Source organism: Aromatoleum sp., from assembly GCF_035254505.1.
Taxonomy (GTDB): domain Bacteria; phylum Pseudomonadota; class Gammaproteobacteria; order Burkholderiales; family Rhodocyclaceae; genus Aromatoleum.
In genome coordinates, this window is record NZ_DATFAO010000059.1 from 1 (window position 1) to 22,892 (window position 22,892).

Consider the following 22,892-nt stretch of genomic DNA (forward strand, 5'->3'; position numbering starts at 1 on the left):
CGGTGCTCTATATCACCGAGCGCTGCGTCTTCCGGCTCGGCGAGGATGGCCTTGAGCTCACCGAGATCGCCCCCGGTGTCGACCTCGAGCGGGACATCCTCGACAAAATGGATTTTCGGCCCATCATGCGCGGAAAGCCGCGGCTCATGGACGCCCGCCTGTTCCAGGGCGAGCCGATGGCGCTGCGTGGCGAGATGTTGGAACTGCCATCGGCCCGGCGTCTCGAACGGACGCCGCGAGCGGCAGCGTCCGTTCGAATGGCGTGAGGGTGGCTCGCGCGACGGTCAGATCGCGCGCGCCAGCACCCCGATCGTCGGTGCCCAGTCGTCGCCCGGCTTCTTCTTGCGCGTCACGAGCGTGAGCTGCGCCGGCGCGAAGACGTTGGCGTTGTGGGTGACCGGCGTCGTGATCAGGTACTGGGCGCGGGTCGCGCGCAGGAAGGTCCCGACCCGGTCGATGTTGGCGACGTCCAGGTGGGCGAAGGGCTCGTCGATGAAGACGAAGCCGCCGGGGCGGGCATCGTCCATCAGCAGCGCGATCAGCAGGATCAGCGACTTCATGACCTGCTGGCCGCCCGACGCTTCGCCGTCGTTGAGGCCCACCGCGCCCTTGCGGTCGAAGTCGAAGCGCACTTCGAGGCCGGCGTGGCCGAGCGAGAGGTCGTCTTCGGCGAGCGTCGGGGTCGGGCATTCGATGCTGACGTTGGCCAGGTCGGCCAGTGCCTTCAGGTTCTTCGCGTACTGGCGGACCGTCGCACGCAGCTTCGCGACGTAGGCGGCGCGGGCCTCCTCGGTCAGTCGGCGGGACGTGGCGCAGTAGCCCTGGCGGCTTTCGTAGTCCCGTTCGCGCTGCGTGACGTCGGCCTTGAGGCGTTCGGACAGCGTGAGTGCCGAGGGATCGGTGACCCAGTCGCCTTCGTTCAGACGGGCGCGCAGACGATCGCGTTCGCGCCGAGCGGCGGCGGCATTCTCGTAGCGTTCGGCGAGCAACGCGATGTCGGCGGGGTTACGCCAGTGCGCGGGCATGCCGCGTCGCAGCCGGCGCAGACGCTGGATCCGTTCAGCCTGCGTGCGGCGGCGGGGAGCGGTGTCGCGTTCGAGTTCGCCGAGGCGGGTTTCGAGCGCGCGCAACTCGCGGTTGCGGCGGTCGATCTCGATGTCGATGCCCGAAAGCTTGCCGTTGAGCTGGTCGAGTGCGCCTTTGGCTTCGACGCGCTCGGCGATCGCAGCGGTCAGCGCTGCGCGGGCAGCAGGCAGGGCTTCTTCGGCTTCCGCGTAGGCCTGGGCCTTGGCGGCCAGCAGCTGGGCCGATTGTAGGCCGAGCAGACGTTGGCGCAGGCCGGTCAGACGCTCGGCGGCATCGGCGGCCTTTGGGCGCAGAGCGTGGAGCTGCTTGTCGAGTGCGAGGATCTCCGCTTCGAGCTGCTCGATCCGGGCCTGACGGGCGAGTTCGCCGAAATGGAATTCAGTCGGGCGGCCGAGGTGGCGCGCGCCGCGCCGCTCGCGGTGGTAACCGTCGCGCGTGATCCATTCCTGTTCGCGCGGCAGGTCGCGAGCGGATTCGACGCTGTCGACGCGGCGGATGCGGTTCAGCAAGTCGGAAAGCCAGCGCGGGACCGGTGCCGAGAATCGGACGACTTCTGCGAGGCTGCGCAGGGTCGCGGGCGGCGCTTCCTCGCGCTCGGGGACCACGAAGTGGCGGAAGCGCTCGCGTTCGCCGAGCGCCCACGCGGCGTGGCGGTCGGATTCGCGTTCGAGGAGGATCACGTTGCGATAGGGGCGCAGCACGGCTTCGAGCGCGGCCTGCCAGGTCGTGTCGGTGACTTCGACGATCTCGGCGAGCCCGCGGTGTGCGATGCCTTCCTCATCGAGCAGGGAGCGGAAGCGTGCGACTTCCGGGTCGCTCGACGGGCCGCTGCGCGAGCGGGCGTTGCGCAGCGTCTGGGACTTCTCCTCGAACTGGGCGACGAGTTCGCGCTCGCGCTTACGCAGTTCGAGTAGCTTCGATTCGGCCGCTTCGTGTTCGCGTTCGAGTTCGACCGCGTCCGCGCCGTGTTCGGCGGCGAGCTGGGCGCGCAGCGCGTCGCGTTCGGCGATCAGCTTCTCGGCGTCACGCACTTCGTCGTGCGTCGCGATGTGGTTGGACTCGGCGTCATCCAGCGTCGCGCGTAGCCGGCGTCGTTCGGTTTCGGCATCCGTCTTTTCCGCCTGGACTTCTTCGATGCGCTGCTTTGCAGCACGGCGCTCGGCCTGGCGTTCGATGCGTTCTTCGCCCTGGCGCGCAAGTTCGATCCGCTCGGCCGCGATGTCGCGGGCGAGTTCGGAGACTTCGAGGCGCGGAATGACCTCGGCGTCGAGGGCCTGGGCTTCGTCGCTGAGCTGCTTCCACTGCAGGTAGTTGTCGGCTTCGAGGCGGCGCCCTTCGGCTTGCGCGCGCAGGCGGTCGAGGTCGAGCCCGAGATCTTCGAGCTCGTGCTCGGCGCTCTTCTGCTCCGCTCGGGCGGCCTCGTAGTTGTCGAGCACTTCCTTGTCGCCGAAGACGTCGAAGACGAGCTCCAGCAGCGCCTTCGGGGAGTATTCGCACAGCTTGTCGGTGTCGCCCTGCTCGAGCGCGAGCACCTTGGCGATCGCGGGGGTCAGGCCGCCCCAGGCGAGGCGGTTCTGGTAGTCGCGCAGGCCCACCCAGTCGTCGCCGTGTTCGAGGATTTCGATCGGCTGGTCGCCATCGAGGATCGTGTAGTCGCGCGTCCATTCGCCGCCCGCGCGGCGGATGCGGCAGGCGAGGGTGACTTCGTCGTTCAGGCAGGGGAAGAACGGCCGGCGGCCGCTCGCCCCCGGCTGGTTCGCGACGACCGCGCGGATCCACGCGAAGCTGCGCTCGGCGCGGCGCACGTAGCGGCGGAAGTCGCGCTTGCCCGAGCAGCGCAGCGCGAAGAGGGTGCGCAGCGCATCGAGCAGTGTCGTCTTGCCCGAGCCGTTGGGGCCGACGATGGTGATGATCTGCGCGTCGAGCGGCAGCGTGAAACGGCGCCAGTAGTCCCAGTGGACGAGTTCGAGTCGTTTAATATGGAACATCAGGCGTCCTCCTCGCCGAATTCCTCGTCGGCGAGCACGTCGGCCTGTTCGAAGGCGTTGCTCTCGGGCAGTTGATGCCCGGCGCGGGACAGAACGTCGGAAAGCGTGCCGTGGATGATGCGGTCGGCGAGCACGCGGTAGTCGAGGGCGACGTCGAGGAGCGGCCCCTCGTTGAGGATGCCGTTGCGGCGCTCGATGAAGCCGAGGCGGGCGAGTTTGCCGAGCATGAAGTTCTTGACCTTCGTCCGGCCGCCAAGGGCCGCGCCGAAATCGGCGATCAGTGAGGCTTCGGACAGACCGGCCGAGACCGTGTCACCGTGCGCGACGGGTTTCTCGGCGCCGAACATGTCGCCCTGGCCCTCGTCCGCGAGCTCGCGCCGCGTGACCTGGCGTTCGCGCTTGGGCAGCACGATCAGTGACCAGATCACGACGAGGAGTGCGACTTCGTCACGGGTCAGGCCGGCGTTACTCGCGGCGTATTCGCGACGCGCGCCGAACACGGGCTCCATCATGTCGGGTGTCAGCGCCGCCGCGACGTGGCCGGCGTAGGGGTTGTCCTGCAGCTGGAGGCCGACGGCGGCGAGACGGTGATCGAGTTCGACGCGGAAAGCTTCATCGACGAGCGCGCGGCGCACCAGTCGGTCGTTGCGCGGCAGCCAGCGATTGGCGAGCAGTCGCGCAGTCAGTGTCTTGAGTTCGTGTTCCATCAGGCGTCGGTGAGAGTCGGGTCGGCCGCCGTCGAGGGCGCGGGAGAGGCCGCGAGCGGGGCGGTGAGTGGCGCCGGAGTGTGACGCGGGGCGATGCTGCCTTCGGACATGCGCGCGATCTCGTCCTCGTCGACTTCGACGAGGTGGTCGCCGAAGTGCACGTCGACCGGCAGGCGCATGAAGTCGCCGATCGGGCCGTCGGCCGGCCCTGCCGATTCGCCGTCGGCGAGGAGGGCGAGCAGGGACAGGCGATAGGCCGCATGGGCAAAGCCGCCGCCCGCGACGACGTATTGCAGCGGCACTTGCCGGGGCAGCGCGCCAATGCGCCGCGTGAAATGCTGCAGCAGGGCGAGGTCGTCCTGCTCGGGCGCCTGGCTGACGGCTGCGGTGTCGGGCGGAGGCAACGCGACGTCTTCCTCGTGCTCGCGCACGTCGTCGGACAGCACCGCTTCGGCGCGGTCGAGCAGTTCGTGACCGCCCGCCAGAAGCGTCACATTCGGCACGGTCGCGAGCGCCTCCTCGGCGAAGCCAGCGAGTTGCTCAGCCGACAGGCCGCGCAGCCAAGCCGCCACGTCGGACGAGGAGATGCCGGACGCGCCGAGCGTGACGCGCTGCGCCTCGATCTTGTTCAGCGCGCGCTGGAAACCGGCGTCGACGCGGGCGAGGCGCGACTGCGCGAGGCCGATGCGCTGCGCGACGCGCGCGATCTCGAACGGGACGTCGGGGTCGGCGAGCAGGCTGTTGAGGATTTCGGTGCCGCGTCCGAGCCAGCGCTCGTTCGCCGACAGGCGGCGGCGGGCACGCTGGATGTGGAATTCCGACCCGGAGGCGATCGCCTCCTCGAAATGCCAGGTGAGGTCGTTGAGCTTCGACAGCAGGTGCCCGAGTGCTTCCGGCGTGACGCTGCCGACCGCCTGCAGGCCGGCGAGCTGCGCGGTCAGGAAACCCAGCTCGGCATCCTCCTCGGTCGAGAAGCGCAGCAGCATCGTCACGGCCGCGACGGCGTTCCGACCGATGTCGGAGAGGTAGTACAGGCCGTCTTCGCCGAAGCTCAGGATCGCGTTGTCGCGCAGGCGCTTGAGCACCGTTTCGAGCTTCACCGGGTCCAGATAGGTGAAGCGCGAGCGCAGCGCGTCGGGTGACCAGCGCGGCGATTCGGACTCCTGGCCGATCTCCCGCAGCACCAGCAGGCGCAGCAGGACTTCGGCTTCGGAGCCCCGGAACAGCGTGATGAAGGCGTCGATCAGCGGCTGGGCCGCGGCGAGTGTGGCCAGTTCGGGCACATCGTCCGCGGCCACGCCGGGGGCGAGAAAATCAGTGAGGTCGGGCGTCATGCAAGGTGATGCGGGCGCAGAGCCTGGCGCTCAGACGCCCTGCTTCAGGCTCGCAGCGATGAAGTCTTCGAGGTCACCGTCGAGCACCGCCTGAGTGTTGCCGACTTCGTAGTTGGTGCGCAGATCCTTGATGCGCGACTGGTCGAGCACGTAGGAACGGATCTGGTGGCCCCAGCCGATATCGCTCTTCGAGTCTTCCAGCTTCTGCTGCTCGGCCTGGCGCTTGCGCAGTTCCAGCTCATACAGCCGCGCCTTCAGCATCGACATCGCCTCGGCCTTGTTCTTGTGCTGCGAACGGTCGTTCTGGCACTGCACGACCACACCCGTCGGCTCGTGCGTGATCCGCACCGCCGAGTCGGTCTTGTTGATGTGCTGGCCGCCCGCGCCCGAAGCCCGGTAGGTGTCGATGCGCAGGTCCGCCGGGTTGATGTCGATCTCGATCGAATCATCGACTTCCGGGAAGACGAACACCGACGAGAAGCTCGTGTGACGGCGCGCGTTGGAGTCGAACGGGCTCTTGCGAACCAGTCGGTGGATACCGGTCTCAGTGCGCAGGAAGCCGTAGGCGTATTCGCCGCCGACCTTGATCGTCGCGCTCTTGATGCCCGCGACTTCGCCTTCCGATTCTTCCATCAATTCGACGTTGAAGCCCTTGCGCTCGCAATAGCGCAGGTACATCCGTTCGAGCATGCCCGCCCAATCCTGCGCCTCGGTGCCGCCGGCGCCGGCCTGGATTTCGATGAAACAGGAGTTCGGGTCCATCGGATTCGAAAACATCCGGCGGAACTCCAGCGTGTGAACCTTGCCTTCCAGAGGAGCGAGATCATCTTCGACTGCGGAGAGCGTGTCCTCGTCATCCTCGGCCTGTGCGAGTTCGAACAGCTCCTTCAGGTCGACCGACATCTGTTCGATGTCGCGCAGGTTGACGACCACGTCCTCGAGTTGGCGCTTTTCCTTGCCGAGTTCCTGCGCCTTTTCGGCGTTGTTCCAGACGGCCGGGTCTTCCAGCGCCCGGGTTACTTCTTCGAGCTTCGACGATTTCTCGTCGTAGTCAAAGATACCTCCGAAGTTCGCGGCCCCGGGCGTGCAGGTCGTCGAGTTTCTGGGCGATGGCGTTGAGGCGTTCGGCTTCCATGATGAGGCTCCGGCGAATTCTTTCGGGAAACCGGACATTATACCCGGCCCCGGCATCGAAGGCCGTGCTTCTCGGCCTTGCTTGGCTTTGTCGGTCCGCACTGCACCTCGATCCGCAGTTAGTGATAACCTCATTCATTACAGATGCGAGGGGGTCTTGTCACTCAGGGGATTCACCATGAGCCAGATACGTAGAGCACACTCCAGCGCGGCTGACGCCCGGACGGCAGTGCGGGAGCTTCATCAGGGCCTGGTCCAGGCCGACACCGAACTGGTGCTGTTTTTCTGTTCGAGTGCATACAAGCTCGACGAACTCGCCGACGAGATCAACGGCCTCTTCGGCAACATCACCGTCGTGGGATGCACGACCGCGGGTGAAATCGGGCCGCTCGGCTATCGGGACAGCTCGCTGTCGGGCGTCAGTTTCCCGGCGGACACGTGTACCGCCGTCACGGCTGCCCTCGACGATCTGAAGGATTTCTCGATTGCCCATGGCAAAGGGGTCGCCCAGTCGCTGCTGCAACGGCTGGAGCAACGTACACCCGGCGCGGGGTTCGGCAACACTTTCGGCTTTCTGCTGATTGACGGCCTGTCGATCCGGGAAGAGCCGGTGACCAGGACGCTCCAGGCGGCATTGGGCGACATTCCGCTTTTCGGTGGATCCGCGGGCGACGACCTGAAGTTCGAGCGGACCTGGGTGTTCCACGAAGGCCGCTTCCGCACCGACAGCGCCGTGCTGGTGCTGATCTCGACGAACCTTCCTTTCCGCACCTTCAAGACGCAGCACTTTGTATCGCTCGACGAACGGCTGGTCGTGACCGAGGCCGACGCCGATCGCCGCGTGGTGCGGGAAATCAACGGGCTGCCTGCGGCGGAGGAATACGCTCGGCTGATTGGCGTCAATCCTGACCAGCTCGATCCGGCCCATTTCGCGGCGTCGCCCGTCGTCGTCGTGATCGACGGCACCGACTACGTACGCTCGATCCAGAGAGCCGAGCCGGACGGTAGCCTGACCTTCTATTGTGCGATCGACGAAGGCTTGGTCCTGCGTGTCGCCCGTGGCACGGGACTCGTCTCCAACCTCGAGAAGACGCTGCAGGGCTTGAAGGAAGAGATCGGTCCGCCCCAACTGTTGCTCACCTGCGACTGCATCCTGCGCAACCTCGAAATTTCCCAGGACGGGAGCAAAGCGGCCGTCGAGGAACTTCTCAGGCAGAACAACGCGGTGGGCTTCAGCACCTACGGCGAGCAATACGGCGGCGTTCATGTGAATCAGACCTTGACCGGCATCGCGATCGGCAGCGACGAGAGGCAACATGGCGAGTGAAGCCGGCGCCGGGCAGGGGGCCGAAGAAGCCAGGCTGCAGGCGGAGATCGTACGGCTGAACAAGATCGTGACCGCCCTGATGAATCGCGCCGAGCGCAGCACCAGCATGCAGGGGTCGGCGTTCAGCCTGTTCCAGACCGCCGTGACGCTCGAAGAGCAGGTCCGCGTGCGCACGCGGGAGCTGGAAATGGCGGTGCGCGAAAACGAGAAGATCAATCGCGCACTGCACTCGGCACGCGAAGAGATGCAGCGCGAGATCGAAGAGCGCCGGCGCGCGCAGGAGGCGCTCGAGGTCGAGAAGGAGGAGCAACGGATTCTGATCGGCAAGCTCGAAGAGGCGCACAACCAGCTGCTGCAGTCCGAGAAACTCGCATCGATCGGACAACTCGCAGCCGGCGTCGCGCACGAGATCAACAATCCGATCGGTTTCGTCAATTCAAATCTTTCCACGCTCGCAAAATACGTCGAGTCGCTCCTTTCACTGATCGGCGTCTATGAAGAGAGCGAACCGCTGCTCGCTGAAGGGGCGGACGCGCGAAGCCGGATCATCGCCGCGAAGGAGGCCGCGGATCTCGACTTCATGCGTGACGATGTCCGGCAACTCATTGCCGAATCGATCGATGGCGCGAGCCGGGTGCGGCGCATCGTTCAGGATTTGCGCGATTTCTCGCGCGTCGACAGCTCAGAATGGCAGCTGTTCGATCTTCGCGAAGGCATCGAGAGCACCCTCAACGTCGCCGCCAACGAGATCAAGTACAAGGCGTCGGTCGTGCGTGACTACCACGATGCGCCGCCCGTCGAGTGCATTGCGGCACAGATCAATCAGGTATTCCTCAACCTGCTTGTGAACGCTGCGCAGGCGATCAAGGGGCGGGGGACGATCACCGTGAGGACCGGCTGTGACGGCAACGAAGTATGGGCTGCCGTCGCCGACGACGGATCGGGAATTCCTCCCGAAATCCTGCCGAAGATCTTCGACCCCTTCTTCACCACCAAGCCGGTGGGGGCTGGTACGGGCCTTGGGCTGTCGGTGTCCTACGGCATCGTGCAGAAGCACGGCGGTCGTATCGACGTCGATAGTCGCCCCGGACAGGGGACGACTTTCACCGTGAGGCTTCCGCTGCACCGGGCCGCGTGAGGCGGCGCCGATCCGAGGTCACGCGCCTTCGAAGTATTCGAGCATCAGTTGCAGGCTGGTGATGCCGTTGTACTCGTTCGGCGCAAGCCGATAGGCCGCGCGGATCTGCGACGGGGCGCCGTCGGCAAAATTGAAGCGTACGGCGTCGAAGCGGACGTTGTTCTTCGAGAGCTGCAGCTTCAGGTGCTTGTCCTTCATCAGCCGCTGGTTGTCGACGCGGAACACGTCGTCGAAGACGGGGGCCGCGAAGCCTTGGCCCCAGATGTCCTGTTCGAGCAGACGTGCCGATTCGAGGCTCATGTAGCCTGACTCCAGCGGGCCGTCCGTGTCCAGGGTGCGGGTGAGGTCCGAGGGCGAAACGAGCGACTGCACCGCGTCCTCGAACACGGCCTGGAAGCGGCTGTATTCGCTTTCGCGGATCGTGAGCCCGGCCGCCATCGCGTGGCCGCCGAAGCGCAGGATGAGTTCGGGGTGCTGCTTGCTGACGAGGTCGAGCGCGTCGCGCAGGTGCAGGTTCGGAATCGAGCGTCCGGAGCCCTTCAATTCGCCTTCGTCGCCGCGCGCGAACGCGATCACCGGGCGGTGCAGCTTTTCCTTGATGCGTCCGGCGACGATGCCGATCACGCCCTGGTGCCAGTCCGGCTCGAACAGGCTTACGGTGGCGGTGTTGCCGGGGTCGAAGCCCGCGAGCCGCGCGAGTGCGCCTTCCTGCATGTCCTGTTCGATGTTGCGGCGTTCGCGGTTGAGCTTGTCGAGTTCCTGCGCGATGTTCAGCGCGCGGCCCATGTCGTCGGTGACGAGGCACTCGATGCCTAGGCTCATGTCCGAGAGCCGTCCGGCCGCGTTGAGTCGCGGACCGAGGCCAAAGCCCATGTCGAAGGTGCTGGCGCGCGCCGGATCGCGGCTGGCGGCGGCGAAGAGGGCGCGGATACCCGGCTGCATCCGGTCCGCGCGCATGCGAGCAAGGCCCTGGGAGACGAGGATGCGGTTGTTGTGGTCCAGCCGCACGACGTCGGCAACCGTGCCGAGCGCGACGAGGTCCAGCAACTCGCCCAGGTTCGGCTCCTTGCCGCCGGCAAAGGCGCCGCGGTCGCGCAACTCGGCACGCAGCGCCAGCATCGTGTAGAACATGACGCCGACGCCCGCGAGCGATTTGCTCGGGAAGTCGCAGCCGGGCTGGTTCGGGTTCACGATCACGTCGGCGTCGGGCAGCGTGTCGCCCGGGAGGTGATGGTCGGTGATCACGGTCGCCATGCCGTAGCCGCGCGCTGCGGCGACGCCTTCGACGCTGGCAATGCCGTTGTCGACGGTGATCAACACGTCCGGCTCCATGCGTGCCGCCAGTTCGACGATCGCAGGCGTCAGCCCGTAGCCGTATTCGAAGCGGTTGGGCACGAGGTAGCCCACGTCGGCACCGAAGGCGCGCAGCGCGCGGACGCCGACCGCGCAGGCGGTGGCGCCGTCACAGTCGTAGTCGGCAACGATCAGCATCCGTGCGCCGGCTTCGATCGCGTCGGCGAGGAGTTGCGCGGCTTCGCGTGTGCCCTTCAACGCGTCCGGCGGGAGCAGGGACTTCAGCCCGTAGTCGAGTTCCTCGCGCCGCGTAATGCCGCGCGCGGCGTAGATGCGCGCAAGAAGCGGATGGGTCCCGCCGTCGATCAGGCGTTGCATGGCACGCGCGGGGATGGCGCGGGGTTGGATCTGCGTCATTGTTCAAATCTTCCGGACTCGGCGGCTTGTGGAGCATCGCCGATTGGCGCGGGAGGCGGCGCCATCGCTTTCAACAGCGCGTCGAAGGCATGCGGCTTACGCCAGAACTTCCAGTTGTCGCTCGCCCGGACCGTGAGTTCGAGCGTTCCGCGGTCGCCGGGCGCGGTCAGTCGCAGACCGCGCACACGCCGATTGCGAAGTGCATCGGCGAGCGGCCCGAACCATTCCTGCTCGAGGCCGACCAGCGTGTTGCGCCAGTGGTCGATATCGAGCTGCAAGGCAGGCTTGAGCAGGGAGTCGAGGACGACGACCGTCTCGCCTTTCAGAGCGGCCGTGCGGTCGGGGGGCATGGGGTCGATGCCCGCGGCACGTGCGAGACCGCGGGTCAGGGGTTCGCGGGTCTGGACTGCGGCCGTAGGTTTCGTTGCCGCTGGCGCGAGCTCGCCGGCACCCCAGAGCCACAAGCTGTTCGCGGGTCGGCGACCGGCATTTTCCCTTGCCTGATTGACGGGATGGTTGTGCAGCACGACCTGGATTTCGTTCATCGTGCGCTGCCAGAGGCGCGCGTGCTCGCCTTCCGGCAGGAAATGCTGGATGGGGCGGCCGATGACGTCATGCAAGGGGTAGAGCCGCGCGCGCATCGGGGCCGAGAGACGCAGGTACCAGCGGGCGGACGTGCAGGCTTCGAACTCGCCGATATCCGAGAACGTCTCGTTCAGCGTGTCGGTCAGCGCGGCGACTTCGTCCGGGGACAGCTCGTCTTCCGGAAACTCGTTGAGCAGCAGATGTTCGCGTGCGAACGAGAGGTTGACCGGGTCGGCACATAGCCAGTGCGAAGCGGCGGGGGGCGGCGCGGTGTCTTCGCCGAGACGACGGAGTGCGGCAAGGGGTAGGGTCTCGTCGTCTGCGCCCGAGGTGGGATACCCGAGCAGACGGGCCAGCTGGCGGTCCAGCGGTTCGAAGGGTGCGACGTGGCGTTGGCCGAGGCCGAGCAGTCGCGCCAGGGCGGGCAAGTGCAAACCTGAGGCCGGACTGACGACCGATGCACCGGGCCAGATCAGGCCGGGAATGACGAGGTGAATCTGCATGAGGCGGCCGAAGAGAAAAGCGCGCCGAGTCTAGCACAGGGCACCGGGCTGCGCCGGTGGCCGTCAGTTTGCAGCGGGATTGGAGCGAGGCGAGGGTGAAGGGGCCCGCAGGCTGGCGCGCTGGGGCCGTCGGGAGGATCAGCCCTTTTGGGCCCAGGCCATGCAGTAGCCGTTGGGGGAGATTTCGGTGTCGCCCGGGAAGACCTTACAGGATCCGGCGTCGGTCGCGGATGCGCCCGCGACGAAGAGGCCGCAGTCGGCGCACTTCTTGTCGCCTTCGGGCGAACCCTTGTATCTCATCGTGGTGCGGATGCTGTCGTTCTTGGCGGCGACAGCCACGACCGGAATCATCGCGAGGGCTGCGCCCCCCATCTTCAGCAGGTTGCGACGGGACGGATTCATCGACAAATCTCCAGAAGGAAAGTCCCACGTCGGGACTGGCGCATGTTACATCAAAGTGTCATAAAAATATGCTGACGGCAAAAAAAGGGTGCGCTGTCGCGCACCCTTCAGAGATTGCGGCTTCCTTGTTACTTGCCCCGCACCAGCACCAGGGAGGTGGTGGCGAGGCGCACGAGATCCTCGGCGACGTTGCCGACGAAGAGACGCGCAAAGCCGCGGCGGCCATGCGTGCCGGCGACGATCACGTCGGCCTGCCACGCCGTGGCGCCTTCGATGATCCATTCGGCGACGCGGCGATGCGAAGTATCGAGCTGGCCGTCCGCTTCGAGGAGCGCCGTGTCGGCCTGCACGCCAGCATCGGCAGCGGTGCGGGCAGCGGTTTCGAGCAGGGCCTTGCCAGCGTCGCGCATGGCCTTTTCCGCTTGCGAGACGTCGAGCACGGCTTCGAGGCCGACGGCATGGCGGATCGGCGCCTCGTCGGCGACGTGCACGATCCGCAGCGCGGCGCCGAGCGTCTTGGCCAGGGTGATCGCTTCGGCAAGGGCGGCGTTCGAGGTGGCGCTGTCATCGACAGCAACGAGAATCCTCTTGTACATGGTAGTGCTCCGCTTGGAACTGAGTATGGGCAGATTCAGGCACGGGGCCGGGCATCGTTGGACTTTGCCGCAGCCCCGGTGTTCGCGCTTAGTGCACCAGCGCGGTGAAGGGGAAGACGTAGGCCTGGAGCGTCACGAGGAAGCCCACCAGCACCGCCAGCGCGATCGAGTGGAAGAACACGTAGCGCAGGATGTCACCTTCGTGGCCGAACCAGCGGGTCGCGGTACTGGCGACGACGATCGATTGCGCGTCGATCATCTTGCCCATCACGCCGCCCGAGCTGTTCGCCGCCGCCATCAGGATCGGATTGAGGCCGAGCTGCTGGGCGGTGACCTTCTGCAGGCCGCCGAAAAGCACGTTGGCCGCGGTGTCCGAGCCGGTCAGCGCGACGCCGAGCCAGCCAAGCAGGGTGCCGAAGAGCGGGTACAACGAGCCGGTGTTGGCGAAGGCGAGGCCGAGGGTGGCGTCGAGGCCCGAGTAGCGGGTCAGATAGCCGAGGCCGAGCATGATCACGATCGTCAGCAGCGACAGCCGGACCAGCTTGATCGTGCGCCAGTAGATCGCGAAGAGCTTGCCGAGGTTGAACTTCATCAGCAGACCCGAGAGGATCGCCGCGATGAAGATGCCGCTACCGGTGGCCGACAGCCAGTTGAGCGAGTAGATGGCCGCTTCCTTGTGCGGTTCCGCGACCACCGGCGGCATCTTCTCGATCAGGTTGTGCAGGCCGCTGAAGGGGATCTTCACGATGGAGATGCCGTCGAGCCACTTCTTGACGTCCGGGATGCCCCAGATGAACACGAAGACCGTCAGGATGATCCACGGGAGCCACGCGGCAAATACGGCACGGCCGCTGGGACGCACGGCGGCATCGACGGGCTCTGCGGCCGGGACCTGACTGGCGGAGTCGTCCTTGCGGCCCTTGAGCGCGGTCGAGGTCCACACCTGCTTCGGCTTCCACACCTTCAGGAACAGGATCAGCGAAATCATCGACACGATCGCAGCGACGACGTCGACGAGCCACGGGCCGTGGAAGTTCGACACTAGGTATTGCGGAACGGCGAAGGTGATACCGGCCACGAAGATCGCGGGCCAGATCTGGATCATGCCGCGGAAGCCGGCGAAGGCCCAGATCAGCCAGAAGGGCACCAGCAGCGAGAAGAAGGGCAGCTGGCGGCCGATCATGCCAGACAGTTCGCCGAGGTCCAGACCGGTGACGGCGGCGAGCGCGATCACCGGGGTGCCGAGCGCGCCATAGGCCACCGGCGCGGTGTTGGCGATCAGCGCGAGGCCCGAGGCGGCGAGCGGCGAGAAGCCGAGGCCGATCAGGATCGCGCCAGTCACGGCGACCGGGGTGCCGAAGCCGGCTGCGCCTTCGAAGAACGCGCCGAAGCTGAACGCGATCAGCAGCAACTGCAGGCGGCGGTCATCGGTGATGCCGGTGAGGCTTTGCTGGAGCACCTTGAACGAGCCGTTTTCGGTCGTCAGCTGGTGCAGGAAGATGATGTTGAGCACGATCCAGCCGATCGGCAGCAAGCCGAACATCGCGCCATACAGCGTTGCGTTACCCGCCATCGAGGCCGGCATGCCGAACACGAAGATCGCGATCAGCAGCGCGCTACCGAGACCGAGGCCCGCGGCGATGTGCGCCTTCATGTGCATGAAACCGAGGCCGACCAGCATCACGACGACGGGAATCGCCGCCACCGCGCTGGATAGCCAGATGTTGTTGAATGGATCGTAAAGCTGTTGCCAGACCAAGATCGTGTCCTCCCGGATGTGCTCGCTTGTTGCTATAGAAATAACGCTGCTTACGCGGCTCGTACGATAGGGAGGTGCCGATTTCGCCGCTAGAGGGATTAACCCTGTTGCCGTAATCCCTTATTGCGCAAGACAAAAATCACTTGTCAGACAAATTGTTGGTTGAAGATGCCGAGGCGCCGGACGCCGCGCCGACGCGGCCCCGGTCACCGCGAGAAACGTTTTCCCTCCCCAAGGACGGCCTTCCCCGGCACAATGCCGGACTTTGCAAGCCGGCCTTGCGGCCATGCCGAGTGCGATGCGATACGAATTTCTGGTAGGACTGCGATATACCCGCTCGCGCAGGCGTGCGCAGGGGGGCAACCGTTTCATTTCCTTCATCTCACTGGTGTCGATGCTCGGCACCGGTCTCGGCGTTGCGGCCTTGATCGTCGTGCTGTCCGTGATGAACGGCTTTCAGGAGGAGCTGCGGACCCGCATTCTCGGCGTCGCTGCGCATATCCAGATTTCGGGCAACGACGGGGAACTGGAGTCGTGGCAACAGGTGGCGGACCAGGCGGTGCACCACCCGGATGTACGGGCCGCAGCGCCCTACGTGCAGGAGCAGGGCATGCTGTCCTTCGACCAGAACGTGCGCGGGACGATCGTGCGCGGCGTGCTCCCCGGCGCGGAAGAGCAGGTCGCCGATTTCGCGCGGCATATGCGCACGGGCAGCCTGGAGGACCTGAAGCCGGGCCGCTTCGGGATCGTGCTCGGTCGCGATCTGGCGTACGCGTTGCGCGCCCGGGTCGGCGACAAGGTCACGCTGATCGCGCCGCAAGGCCTCGTCACGCCCGCCGCCGTGCTGCCGCGCGTCAAGCAGTTCGAGGTGGTTGGCGTCTTCGAGGCGGGAATGTATGAATACGATTCCGGGCTCGCGCTGATCCACCTGCAGGATGCGCAAGTCCTTTACCGCATGGACGACCGCGTGAGCGGCGTGCGGCTCAAGCTCGACGACCTTTTCGCGGCGCCCCGGGTGGCGTCGGAAATTGCGCTGACGCTTGACGGCAACATGATGGTCAGCGACTGGACGCGCACTCACGCCAATTTCTTCCGGGCGGTCGCAATCGAGAAGACGATGATGACGGTGATCCTGTTCCTGATCGTTGCCGTGGCGGCATTCAACATCGTGTCGACGCTCGTGATGGCCGTGCAGGAAAAGCAGGCCGACATCGCGATCCTGCGCACGCTGGGGGCGAGCCCGCGATCGATCATGACGGTGTTCGTGCTCCAGGGCGCGGTGATCGGCATGGTGGGCTTGCTCGGCGGCGTCGCCGGGGGGCTCCTGCTCGCTCACAATCTCGACGTCGTGATTCCCGCGTTGGAAAAGATCACCGGCGCGACGCTGTGGAACAGGGAGGTCTATTTCATCAGCGAACTGCCGTCGAAAGTGCTGTGGTCCGACGTCGTGACCATCGTGTCCGTGTCCTTCGTCCTGACCCTCGTCGCGACGCTCTATCCGAGCTGGCGTGCGAGCCGAGTGAATCCCGCGGAGGCGCTGCGCTATGAGTGATCGGATGAGCGAAATGGTGCTGAGCTGCAGCAATCTGTCGAAGACCTTCCGCGAAGGTCCGTCAGCGGTCGACGTGTTGAAGGACGTGTCGCTCCAGCTCGGGCGCGGGGAACGCGTCGCGATCGTCGGTGCGTCGGGTTCGGGCAAGAGCACGCTGCTGCACCTGCTGGGCGGCCTGGACGTCCCGAGCGCCGGGAGCGTGCAGCTGCTGGGACGCGAATTTTCCGCTATGTCGGACGCCGAGCGGGGCCGGGCGCGCAACGAGTCGCTCGGATTCGTCTATCAGTTTCACCATCTGCTGCCCGAATTCACAGCGCTGGAAAACGTCGCGATGCCGCTCTACATCCGCCGGATGGACCGGCGTGAAGCCGACGAGCGCGCGGCGGTGATGCTGCGCGAGGTGGGACTCGGGCACCGGCTCGACCACACGCCCGGAGAGCTTTCGGGCGGGGAGCGCCAGCGTGCGGCGATTGCGCGCGCGCTGGTCACGCAGCCCGCTTGCGTGCTCGCCGACGAACCGACCGGCAATCTCGACCGCACAACCGCCGAGGTGATTTTCGAGCTGATGCTGAGCCTGAATGAAAGGCTCGCGACGAGCTTCGTCATCGTCACCCACGACGAGACGCTCGCGCGGCGCGCCCAACGCACCTTGCGGCTGGACGACGGCAGCCTCGTGTAATCGGTTTCGGCGGGCGTAAGCAATGGGGCGCTGCGGCGCCCCTTTTTCATGGGCCACGCCCGGCCTGATACGTGAGACTTGCGCTGCAGTCGTCCGAACCCGCATGATCCTGGGATTATGCGATTGGCAATTGTTGCGTTTGCGCTCGGGACTTGGCTGTGCCAGCGGCTGCCCGAGCTGCCCACTCTCACGACTCTTCTTCTTGCGACGCTTGGCGTCGCGATCGTGGCGGCCGCGCTCTTCGTCCAGCATCGTCGCGACGGGTTGTCGGCCAATGTGCTGCGGGCCGGCGTGTTGGTGCTGGCGTTTCTGGTGGGGCTCGGTTGGGCAGTGCTGCGTGCGCAGTGGCGCATCGGCGACGAGCTGCCGTCGGATTGGGAGGGGCGGGACGTCGTCGTCACGGGCGTCGTGGAGGATCTGCCAGACCTGATCCGCAATGGCGTGCGCTTCATGTTCGCGGTGGAACATGCGGACGGACCGGTGCCGAGCCATATCCTGTTGTCGTCGAGCAGCTTCGAGCGCAAGGGCGTCGTCCGGGGTTACATGCCGATGGTGCGCCCCGGAGAACGATGGCGCTTCACGGTTCGATTGAAGAAGCCCCACGGTTTCGCCAACCCTGGCGGCTTCGACTATGAGGCCTCGCTGCTCGAACGGGGCGTACGCGCGACGGGACACGTGCGGCAGGGCGGCGAGGCAGTCCGGCTCGACGCCAACGTGTTCGCGCCGATGGCCTATGTCCATCGCCTGCGCGATTCGATCCGCACGCGATTTGCCGCGGCGCTGCCGAATGCGGAATTCGCGGGCGTGCTGATCGCCCTTGCGGTCGGGGATCAGCGCGCGATCCCCGACGAGCAATGGACGGTTTTTCGCAAGACGGGTGTCGCCCACCTGATCAGCATCTCCGGCTTGCACGTTTCAATGGTCGGATTGCTGGTCGGTTGGCTCGTCGGCTGGAAGTGGCGCCGGTCCACACGCAAGGTGTTGCGACTACCGGCGATGAAGGCCGCTGCCGCCGCCGGGTTCTGCGCCGCTGCGGCCTACGCGGTGCTCGCCGGGCTCGGGATTCCGACGCAACGATCGCTGATCATGCTGGCGGTCGTCGCGCTGGCCTTGCTGTTTGGACGCGAAGCGCACGGTAGCCGCGTGCTGGCGCTGGCGTTGTTGTGCGTGCTCGTCGTCGATCCCTGGGCTGTGGTCGCGGCCGGCTTCTGGCTCTCCTTCTTCGCCGCGGGCGTGATCATGTACATGCTCGGCGGTCGGCTTGAGACGGCGAAGGGCTGGCGCGCCACGGTCGGGATGCAGTTGGGCATCACCTTCGCGAGCCTGCCGGCGACGCTGGCGCTGTTCAACGCCTTCTCGATCGTTTCGCCGATCGCCAACGCGCTGGCGATTCCTGCCGTCAGCTTCCTCATCACCCCGCTCGTCCTGGTCGCCATCGTCGTGCCGTTCGCGCCCTTGCTCCACCTCGCCCATTGGCTGATGGGGCTCCTGATGGTCTTTCTCGGCTGGGTCGCGAACTTGCCTTTCGCGATGTGGCAGCAGGCAGCCGCTCCAGGCGCGCTGGTCGCTGCAGCGGTGGCGGGCGTGGGGTGGATGTTCCTCCCGCGCGGCACGCCCGCCCGTTACATGGGGATGCTGGCGGTGCTGCCGATGCTCGCGTGGTCGCCACCGCGCCCTGGGCCGGGCGGATTTCGACTGGTCGTCCTGGATATCGGAAACGGCACGGCGGTCCATGTGCAGACGGCGCGGCACGACCTGATGTACGACACCGGGCCCGCGTACGGCGCCGAGAGTGATGCGGGCGAACGCGTCATCGTTCCCTATCTGCAGGCAGAGGGCATTCCGCGGCTGGATCGTGTGGTGATTTCCCATGACGATCTCGATCACACGGGCGGCGCAAAATCGCTCGTCGAAGGAATTCCGGTGGTTGAACTCCTCACCAATCTGCCGCGCGATCGGCTCCCCTCAGACGCAGCGACAATGCCCGTCAGAGAGTGCGTCGCGGGAGATCGGTGGCAGTGGGACGGCGTCGAGTTCGAGATCCTGCATCCGGCGGCGGAGGAGCCGTCCTTACATGGTGACAACGATCATTCCTGTGTCGTGCGCGTTGCATCGCCGAACGGCTCAGCGCTGCTGCTCGGCGACGTCGAGCTTCCGGCCGAGCGTCGCATGCGCGAGCGGAGCGCGGAGCGTCTCGCGAGTGATGTCGTCGTGGTCGCCCACCACGGGAGCAAGACCTCGTCGGGCGCGGACTTCATCGCCGCGAGCGGGGGACGTGAGGCGATCTTTTCGGTGGGTTACCTGAATCAATACCATCACCCGAGTCCCTCCGTCGTCGAACGCTGGACGGAGGCCGGTGCGAGGGGCTGGCGGACCGACCGGCAGGGCGCAATCCGTGTCGAGTTCGCTTCGCCGCGCATGACGGTGGAGGCGCTGCGATCAGCGCAGGCGCGATACTGGTATGGCCATTGAGCGATGCCGGCATGCTGTTACACTGGCTCATCCCCATCGCAGAAGACCATTCCATGAGCCTCCTCGATACCCTGCGTCGACTGTTTCAGCCCGCTCCGCCGCTGGTCGAGCATCGTGCGGCGCCGGTGGCGCGACCCTATCACGGGCTGCGCGAGAAGAGCGTCCAGTGCATCGGGCCGCACGGCCTGCATCGCATGGCGTATTCCGAATGGGGAGACCCGGCCAATCGCAAGGTGCTGATCTGCGCGCACGGTTTGACGCGCAACGGCCGCGATTTCGACTTCCTCGCACAGGAGCTCGCCGACCACTACCGCGTTGTGTGTCCCGACGTCGTAGGACGCGGCCGTAGCGACTGGCTCGGAGTGAAGGGCGACTACGGCTTTCCGCTCTACGTGTCGGACATGGTGACGCTACTCGCCCGTCTCGACGCCGATACCGTGCATTGGGTGGGCACGTCAATGGGAGGGCTGATCGGCATGTTGCTCGCGAGTCAGCCGCACACGCCGATTTCCCGCCTCGTGCTGAACGACGTCGGACCCGTGATCACCGCCGTTTCATTGAGGCGGATCGGCGAGTATGTCGGCAATGCGCCGAAGTTCCCGACGATGGCGGAGGCCGAAGCGTGGATCCGCGTCGTCAGTGCGACCTTCGGGCCCTTGACTGACGAGCAGTGGCAGCACATCACCCGGCACTCGGTGCGGCCCGTCAACGGCGGCTTCGCAATGATTTACGACCCGGGGATCGGCGAGGTCTTCCGTGCCATGCCCGTCGTCGCGGACGTCGACCTGTGGGAGGTCTACAACGCGATTCATTGCCCGACGCTGGTGATTCGCGGGGCGGAGTCGGATCTGCTGGAACCGTCAACCTTCCAGCGGATGTCGGAGCAGGGGCCGCGCGCGCGGCTGGCGGAAATCCCGGGCGTCGGCCATGCGCCGATGCTGATGGATCCGGCGCAGATCGCAGTGGTCGGCAGTTTCCTGCTGGATCGTTGAGGGACAGCAGGCGGTGGAAAGAGCCTTCATGAGCACCGTCTCGCTTCTCGACTGGTGCGCGCTCGGCTGGTTCCTGCTGGTCTGGGGCGGCTACGGCTGGCTTTCGGAACGCAGCCGCTGGGCGCAGCACGGACTGATGGGCGCAAGCCACCGCTTTCGCCTGCAGTGGGCGCGGCAGATGCTCGGGCGCGAATTGCGGATGACCGATGCCGCGCTCGTCGGCAACCTGATGCAGAGCGTGTCCTTCTATGCAAACACGACGATCTACATCATCGCCGGCCTGCTTGCGGTGCTCGGTGCGATGGACCCGCTGATCCGCTTTGCCGCGGACCTGCCGTTCGCACGCCAGACGTCGCGCGAGCTAGGGGAGGTGAAGCTAGTGTTGCTGCTGACCGTGTTCGTCGTCGCGTATTTCAAGTTCACTTGGTCGCTGCGGCAGTTCAACATGCTGTCGATCCTGATTGGCGCGAGTCCAACAGGGATGACGGGCCAGCCCGCCGAGGAGGCGGCCGAGCGTCTCGCGACCGTCAATTCGCTCGCCGGCGACGAGTTTAATCGTGGCATCCGCTCGTACTACTTCGGCCTCGCGGCGGTGACGTGGTTCGTCCAGCCGTGGCTCTTCGTGTGCGTAACGACCCTCGTCCTGGCCGTGCTATATCAGCGTGACTTCGCATCGCCGCTGCTGGCGATGATGCGGAAGAGCGACGAGTAAAGGCATGCGCGACGGGGCTCCGCGCGCATGCCCGGAGCCGTCAGTGCAGGTGCCGAGGCGGCTGTTCGCCGTGTTCCTCGGGCATCTCGGCATGCACGATCTCGCCCTCGGGCGAGGGGTAGAGCGGGGCGCCACAATCGTCGCAGTATTCGAGCGGGAAGCGATGTTCGAGGTTCACGATGTCGGTGACGCCGCAATCGCGCAGCACCGCCTCGATCTCGGCCGTCCCCTCGACGCTCTGGTCGTCTGCGCCCAGCAGCGGCCACACGACGCCGTGCACGACTTGCTCGGTGCCGCGCAGCGTAAGGCCGACGCGATATTCCTGAAGTTCCCGGTCGTGGAAGGGGGCGATGACCGCGCGCAGGTTCGATGCCGGCGTTTCCAGCTCGGTGCCGAGGAAGGCGACCGACGCGCGGATCGAATACGGACGGCTATGGTTGTCGGCCAGACGGCTCGCTGCGAAGTAGGCGTCCGGCAGTACGACCTCCATCGCGCAACCAGGCAGCAGCGGGGCGAGGCAGGCGCCGCCTTGCATGCGCCACTGGTTGAGGGCGTCATCGCGGCTGCGATCGGGTTCCTGCCAGCCGAACAGCGCCTCGCCGCGCGGCACGACGATCGCGCCGAGGACATAGCGGGTGTCGGACAGGAACTGGGCCGTTTCCGGCATATCCGCGGTCTCGATCTTGAAGTCATGGCCGGCGATCGCGGCGCGCGCCAGTTCGGCGGCGAAGTTCGCAGTCGCGCAATAGCCTTGCGGCAGTTGGTCGGGACTGAACAGGAAGTCGGCGAGCGCGAGCTTGACCTTGCTGCCGAACACGTGCGCCTGCAGATGGACGCTCAGGTTGGAGAGGACGGCCGCCGGGATCGTGTTGGCGGGGATCCGGTAGCGGGACCAGGCCAGCACGGGCGCCGCGATCAAGAGGACGTCGTGCTCGAGGCCGACCGCGCCGGCGCTTTCGGCGCGCGATTCGACGAAGTCCGCGAGCTCGTCGTAGCCGCGCGTGTCAGCGCTATAGAGATGGTCGAGCGCGTTGTTGAGCGTTTCCTCGTCCCCTTCTTCGAGAAGGCGGTCGATAGCCGTCACCAGTTGCTGTTCCCAGTGCTGGTCTTCGGCACGGCTACCCGATTGGGCCAGCCCCGTTGCGAGCCAGATGAGTTGTTCTGCGTCACGGCCCAGGCCGCCGCGGCGTTTCTGGCGGGTTCTTTTCATTGATGTTCCTGTTCGGGAGGCGTTGCAGAGATGCAACGGCGAGTCAGTAGGCGGGCTTGTTCAGCCTCACGGCCTGAAGGATGGTAGCCGAAATCTCTTCGATGGACTTCGTGGTGGAATCGAGCCACTGGATGTTTTCGCGGCGCATCAGCTTCTGTGCGGCCTCGATTTCGAAGCGGCAGTTGTCGATCGACGCATAGCGGCTGTTGGGGCGGCGTTCCTGGCGGATCTGCGATAGGCGCTCCGCGGCGATGGTCAGGCCGAAGAGCTTCGGGCGGTGGCGGTGCAGTTCGCCGGGCAGCTTGTTGCGCTCGAAGTCTTCGGGGATCAGCGGGTAGTTCGCCGCCTTCACCCCGAACTGCATCGCGAGGTAGAGGCTGGTCGGCGTCTTGCCCGAGCGCGACACGCCGACGAGGATCACGTCCGCGTCCGCGAGTTCGCCGTCGGTGGAGACCCCGTCATCGTGGGCCATCGCGAAGTTGATCGCTTCGATCCGGGCCTTGTAGGTGCTGCTGTCGGCGATGCCGTGGAAGCGGCCGACCGTGTGGGTCGAGCGCTGGCCGAGTTCGGACTCGAGCGGCACGATGAACTGGTCGAAGAGATCGACGAACAGCGCGTCGGCGTCGCGCAGCCCGCTTTGAGGATGCGGATTGACGAGCGTGCTGAACACGATCGGCCGGACGCCGTCGTTCAAGCGCGCTTCCCGAATCTGGCGCGTGACCTCGATGGCCTTGTCGAGGTCGTCGACGAAGGGGACCCGCACCTGACGGAAAACAGAGTCCGGAAACTGCGCGAGCAGGCTGTGGCCCAGCGTTTCCGCGGTGATACCGGTGCCGTCGGAGATGAAAAAGACGGTACGTGTGGAAGTTTCGCTCATTGTCCAGGCCAAAAAAACGGGTATTGGGGAAAACCTGCGGATGCGGCAGGGCAGCATTTGTCGCTAAAATCACATTTTGCTTTCTCCCCAACAAAATCGGAAGGCCATCCCCATGACCCGTTACGTCAT

At 65.9% G+C, this 22,892-nt stretch carries 18 protein-coding genes and 1 pseudogene; 8 read left to right on the forward strand and 11 right to left on the reverse strand.

Annotation, left to right across the window (positions count from 1 at the left end; translation table 11 throughout):
* Nucleotides 1-266, forward strand: a pseudogene (locus VJ673_RS11795) (acyl CoA:acetate/3-ketoacid CoA transferase); the annotation flags it as partial.
* An 18-nt stretch (nucleotides 267-284) separates the two neighbouring features.
* On the opposite strand, the gene VJ673_RS11800 reads toward VJ673_RS11795, so the two are convergent.
* The 4 genes from VJ673_RS11800 to prfB form a co-directional block, all read right to left on the reverse strand.
* The gene (locus VJ673_RS11800) at nucleotides 285-3,074 is read right to left on the reverse strand and encodes an AAA family ATPase (protein ID WP_324126297.1); all 2,790 of its coding nucleotides are present in this window, start codon (nucleotides 3,072-3,074) and stop codon (nucleotides 285-287) included.
* Nucleotides 3,074-3,781 carry a hypothetical protein gene (locus VJ673_RS11805; protein WP_324126298.1) on the reverse strand — a complete coding sequence of 236 codons (708 nt, stop codon included), beginning with the start codon at nucleotides 3,779-3,781 and terminating at the stop codon, nucleotides 3,074-3,076. The genes VJ673_RS11800 and VJ673_RS11805 overlap by 1 nt, the downstream gene beginning before the upstream one ends.
* The gene (locus VJ673_RS11810) at nucleotides 3,781-5,115 is read right to left on the reverse strand and encodes a hypothetical protein (RefSeq protein ID WP_324126299.1); all 1,335 of its coding nucleotides are present in this window, start codon (nucleotides 5,113-5,115) and stop codon (nucleotides 3,781-3,783) included. Before VJ673_RS11810 ends, VJ673_RS11805 begins: the two co-directional genes overlap by 1 nt.
* 30 nt (nucleotides 5,116-5,145) lie before the next feature.
* Nucleotides 5,146-6,250 (reverse strand): peptide chain release factor 2 gene (prfB, locus tag VJ673_RS11815; protein WP_324126300.1). Its coding sequence is split into 2 segments (ribosomal slippage): nucleotides 5,146-6,168 and nucleotides 6,170-6,250, totalling 1,104 coding nucleotides; the frame shifts between segments, so codons are not numbered across the junction.
* Nucleotides 6,251-6,427: 177 nt separating this feature from the next.
* Here prfB and nosP point away from each other — a divergent pair.
* Together nosP and VJ673_RS11825 are read left to right on the forward strand one after the other, a co-directional pair.
* Nucleotides 6,428-7,576, forward strand: coding sequence for a nitric oxide-sensing protein NosP (nosP, locus tag VJ673_RS11820; protein ID WP_324126301.1), 1,149 nt, complete (start codon nucleotides 6,428-6,430; stop codon nucleotides 7,574-7,576).
* Complete coding sequence (locus tag VJ673_RS11825) at nucleotides 7,566-8,714, forward strand: histidine kinase (RefSeq protein ID WP_324126302.1); 1,149 nt, start codon at nucleotides 7,566-7,568, stop codon at nucleotides 8,712-8,714. Before nosP ends, VJ673_RS11825 begins: the two co-directional genes overlap by 11 nt.
* A gap of 18 nt (nucleotides 8,715-8,732) precedes the next feature.
* Here the strand turns inward: VJ673_RS11825 and recJ are convergent, their stop codons facing one another.
* From recJ to VJ673_RS11850, 5 genes are all read right to left on the reverse strand, one after another.
* The gene (gene recJ / locus VJ673_RS11830) at nucleotides 8,733-10,424 is read right to left on the reverse strand and encodes a single-stranded-DNA-specific exonuclease RecJ (RefSeq protein ID WP_324126303.1); all 1,692 of its coding nucleotides are present in this window, start codon (nucleotides 10,422-10,424) and stop codon (nucleotides 8,733-8,735) included.
* Nucleotides 10,421-11,512 (reverse strand): hypothetical protein, encoded by a 1,092-nt coding sequence (locus VJ673_RS11835; RefSeq protein ID WP_324126304.1) that lies wholly within the window; start codon nucleotides 11,510-11,512, stop codon nucleotides 10,421-10,423. Before VJ673_RS11835 ends, recJ begins: the two co-directional genes overlap by 4 nt.
* Nucleotides 11,513-11,650: 138 nt before the next feature.
* The gene (locus tag VJ673_RS11840; RefSeq protein WP_324126305.1) at nucleotides 11,651-11,914 is read right to left on the reverse strand and encodes a high-potential iron-sulfur protein; all 264 of its coding nucleotides are present in this window, start codon (nucleotides 11,912-11,914) and stop codon (nucleotides 11,651-11,653) included.
* Between the two features lie 128 nt (nucleotides 11,915-12,042).
* Nucleotides 12,043-12,510, reverse strand: a complete 468-nt coding sequence (locus VJ673_RS11845; protein WP_324126306.1) for a universal stress protein — start codon at nucleotides 12,508-12,510, stop codon at nucleotides 12,043-12,045.
* Nucleotides 12,511-12,598: 88 nt separating this feature from the next.
* Entirely contained in the window at nucleotides 12,599-14,269 is a 1,671-nt protein-coding gene (locus VJ673_RS11850) for an L-lactate permease (protein WP_324126307.1), read from the reverse strand.
* 298 nt (nucleotides 14,270-14,567) lie between these two features.
* Here VJ673_RS11850 and VJ673_RS11855 point away from each other — a divergent pair, with 298 nt between their 5' ends.
* The 5 genes from VJ673_RS11855 (at nucleotide 14,568) to VJ673_RS11875 (ending at nucleotide 20,676) form a co-directional block, all read left to right on the forward strand.
* Nucleotides 14,568-15,821, forward strand: coding sequence for a lipoprotein-releasing ABC transporter permease subunit (locus VJ673_RS11855; protein WP_324126308.1), 1,254 nt, complete (start codon nucleotides 14,568-14,570; stop codon nucleotides 15,819-15,821).
* Nucleotides 15,814-16,500, forward strand: coding sequence for a lipoprotein-releasing ABC transporter ATP-binding protein LolD (gene lolD, locus VJ673_RS11860; RefSeq protein ID WP_324126309.1), 687 nt, complete (start codon nucleotides 15,814-15,816; stop codon nucleotides 16,498-16,500). The genes VJ673_RS11855 and lolD overlap by 8 nt, the downstream gene beginning before the upstream one ends.
* 117 nt (nucleotides 16,501-16,617) lie before the next feature.
* Nucleotides 16,618-18,972: a DNA internalization-related competence protein ComEC/Rec2 gene (locus VJ673_RS11865; protein ID WP_324126310.1), complete on the forward strand. Its 2,355-nt coding sequence runs from the start codon at nucleotides 16,618-16,620 to the stop codon at nucleotides 18,970-18,972.
* A gap of 53 nt (nucleotides 18,973-19,025) precedes the next feature.
* Nucleotides 19,026-19,964, forward strand: coding sequence for an alpha/beta fold hydrolase (locus VJ673_RS11870; protein WP_324126311.1), 939 nt, complete (start codon nucleotides 19,026-19,028; stop codon nucleotides 19,962-19,964).
* 28 nt (nucleotides 19,965-19,992) lie between these two features.
* The gene (locus VJ673_RS11875) at nucleotides 19,993-20,676 is read left to right on the forward strand and encodes a DUF599 domain-containing protein (RefSeq protein WP_324126312.1); all 684 of its coding nucleotides are present in this window, start codon (nucleotides 19,993-19,995) and stop codon (nucleotides 20,674-20,676) included.
* 40 nt (nucleotides 20,677-20,716) lie between these two features.
* Here VJ673_RS11875 and VJ673_RS11880 read toward each other — a convergent pair whose 3' ends face one another.
* Together VJ673_RS11880 and ppsR are read right to left on the reverse strand one after the other, a co-directional pair.
* Nucleotides 20,717-21,886 carry a DUF2863 family protein gene (locus tag VJ673_RS11880; RefSeq protein WP_324126313.1) on the reverse strand — a complete coding sequence of 390 codons (1,170 nt, stop codon included), beginning with the start codon at nucleotides 21,884-21,886 and terminating at the stop codon, nucleotides 20,717-20,719.
* 43 nt (nucleotides 21,887-21,929) lie between these two features.
* The gene (ppsR, locus tag VJ673_RS11885) at nucleotides 21,930-22,763 is read right to left on the reverse strand and encodes a posphoenolpyruvate synthetase regulatory kinase/phosphorylase PpsR (RefSeq protein ID WP_324126314.1); all 834 of its coding nucleotides are present in this window, start codon (nucleotides 22,761-22,763) and stop codon (nucleotides 21,930-21,932) included.
* Nucleotides 22,764-22,892: the final 129 nt, after the last annotated feature.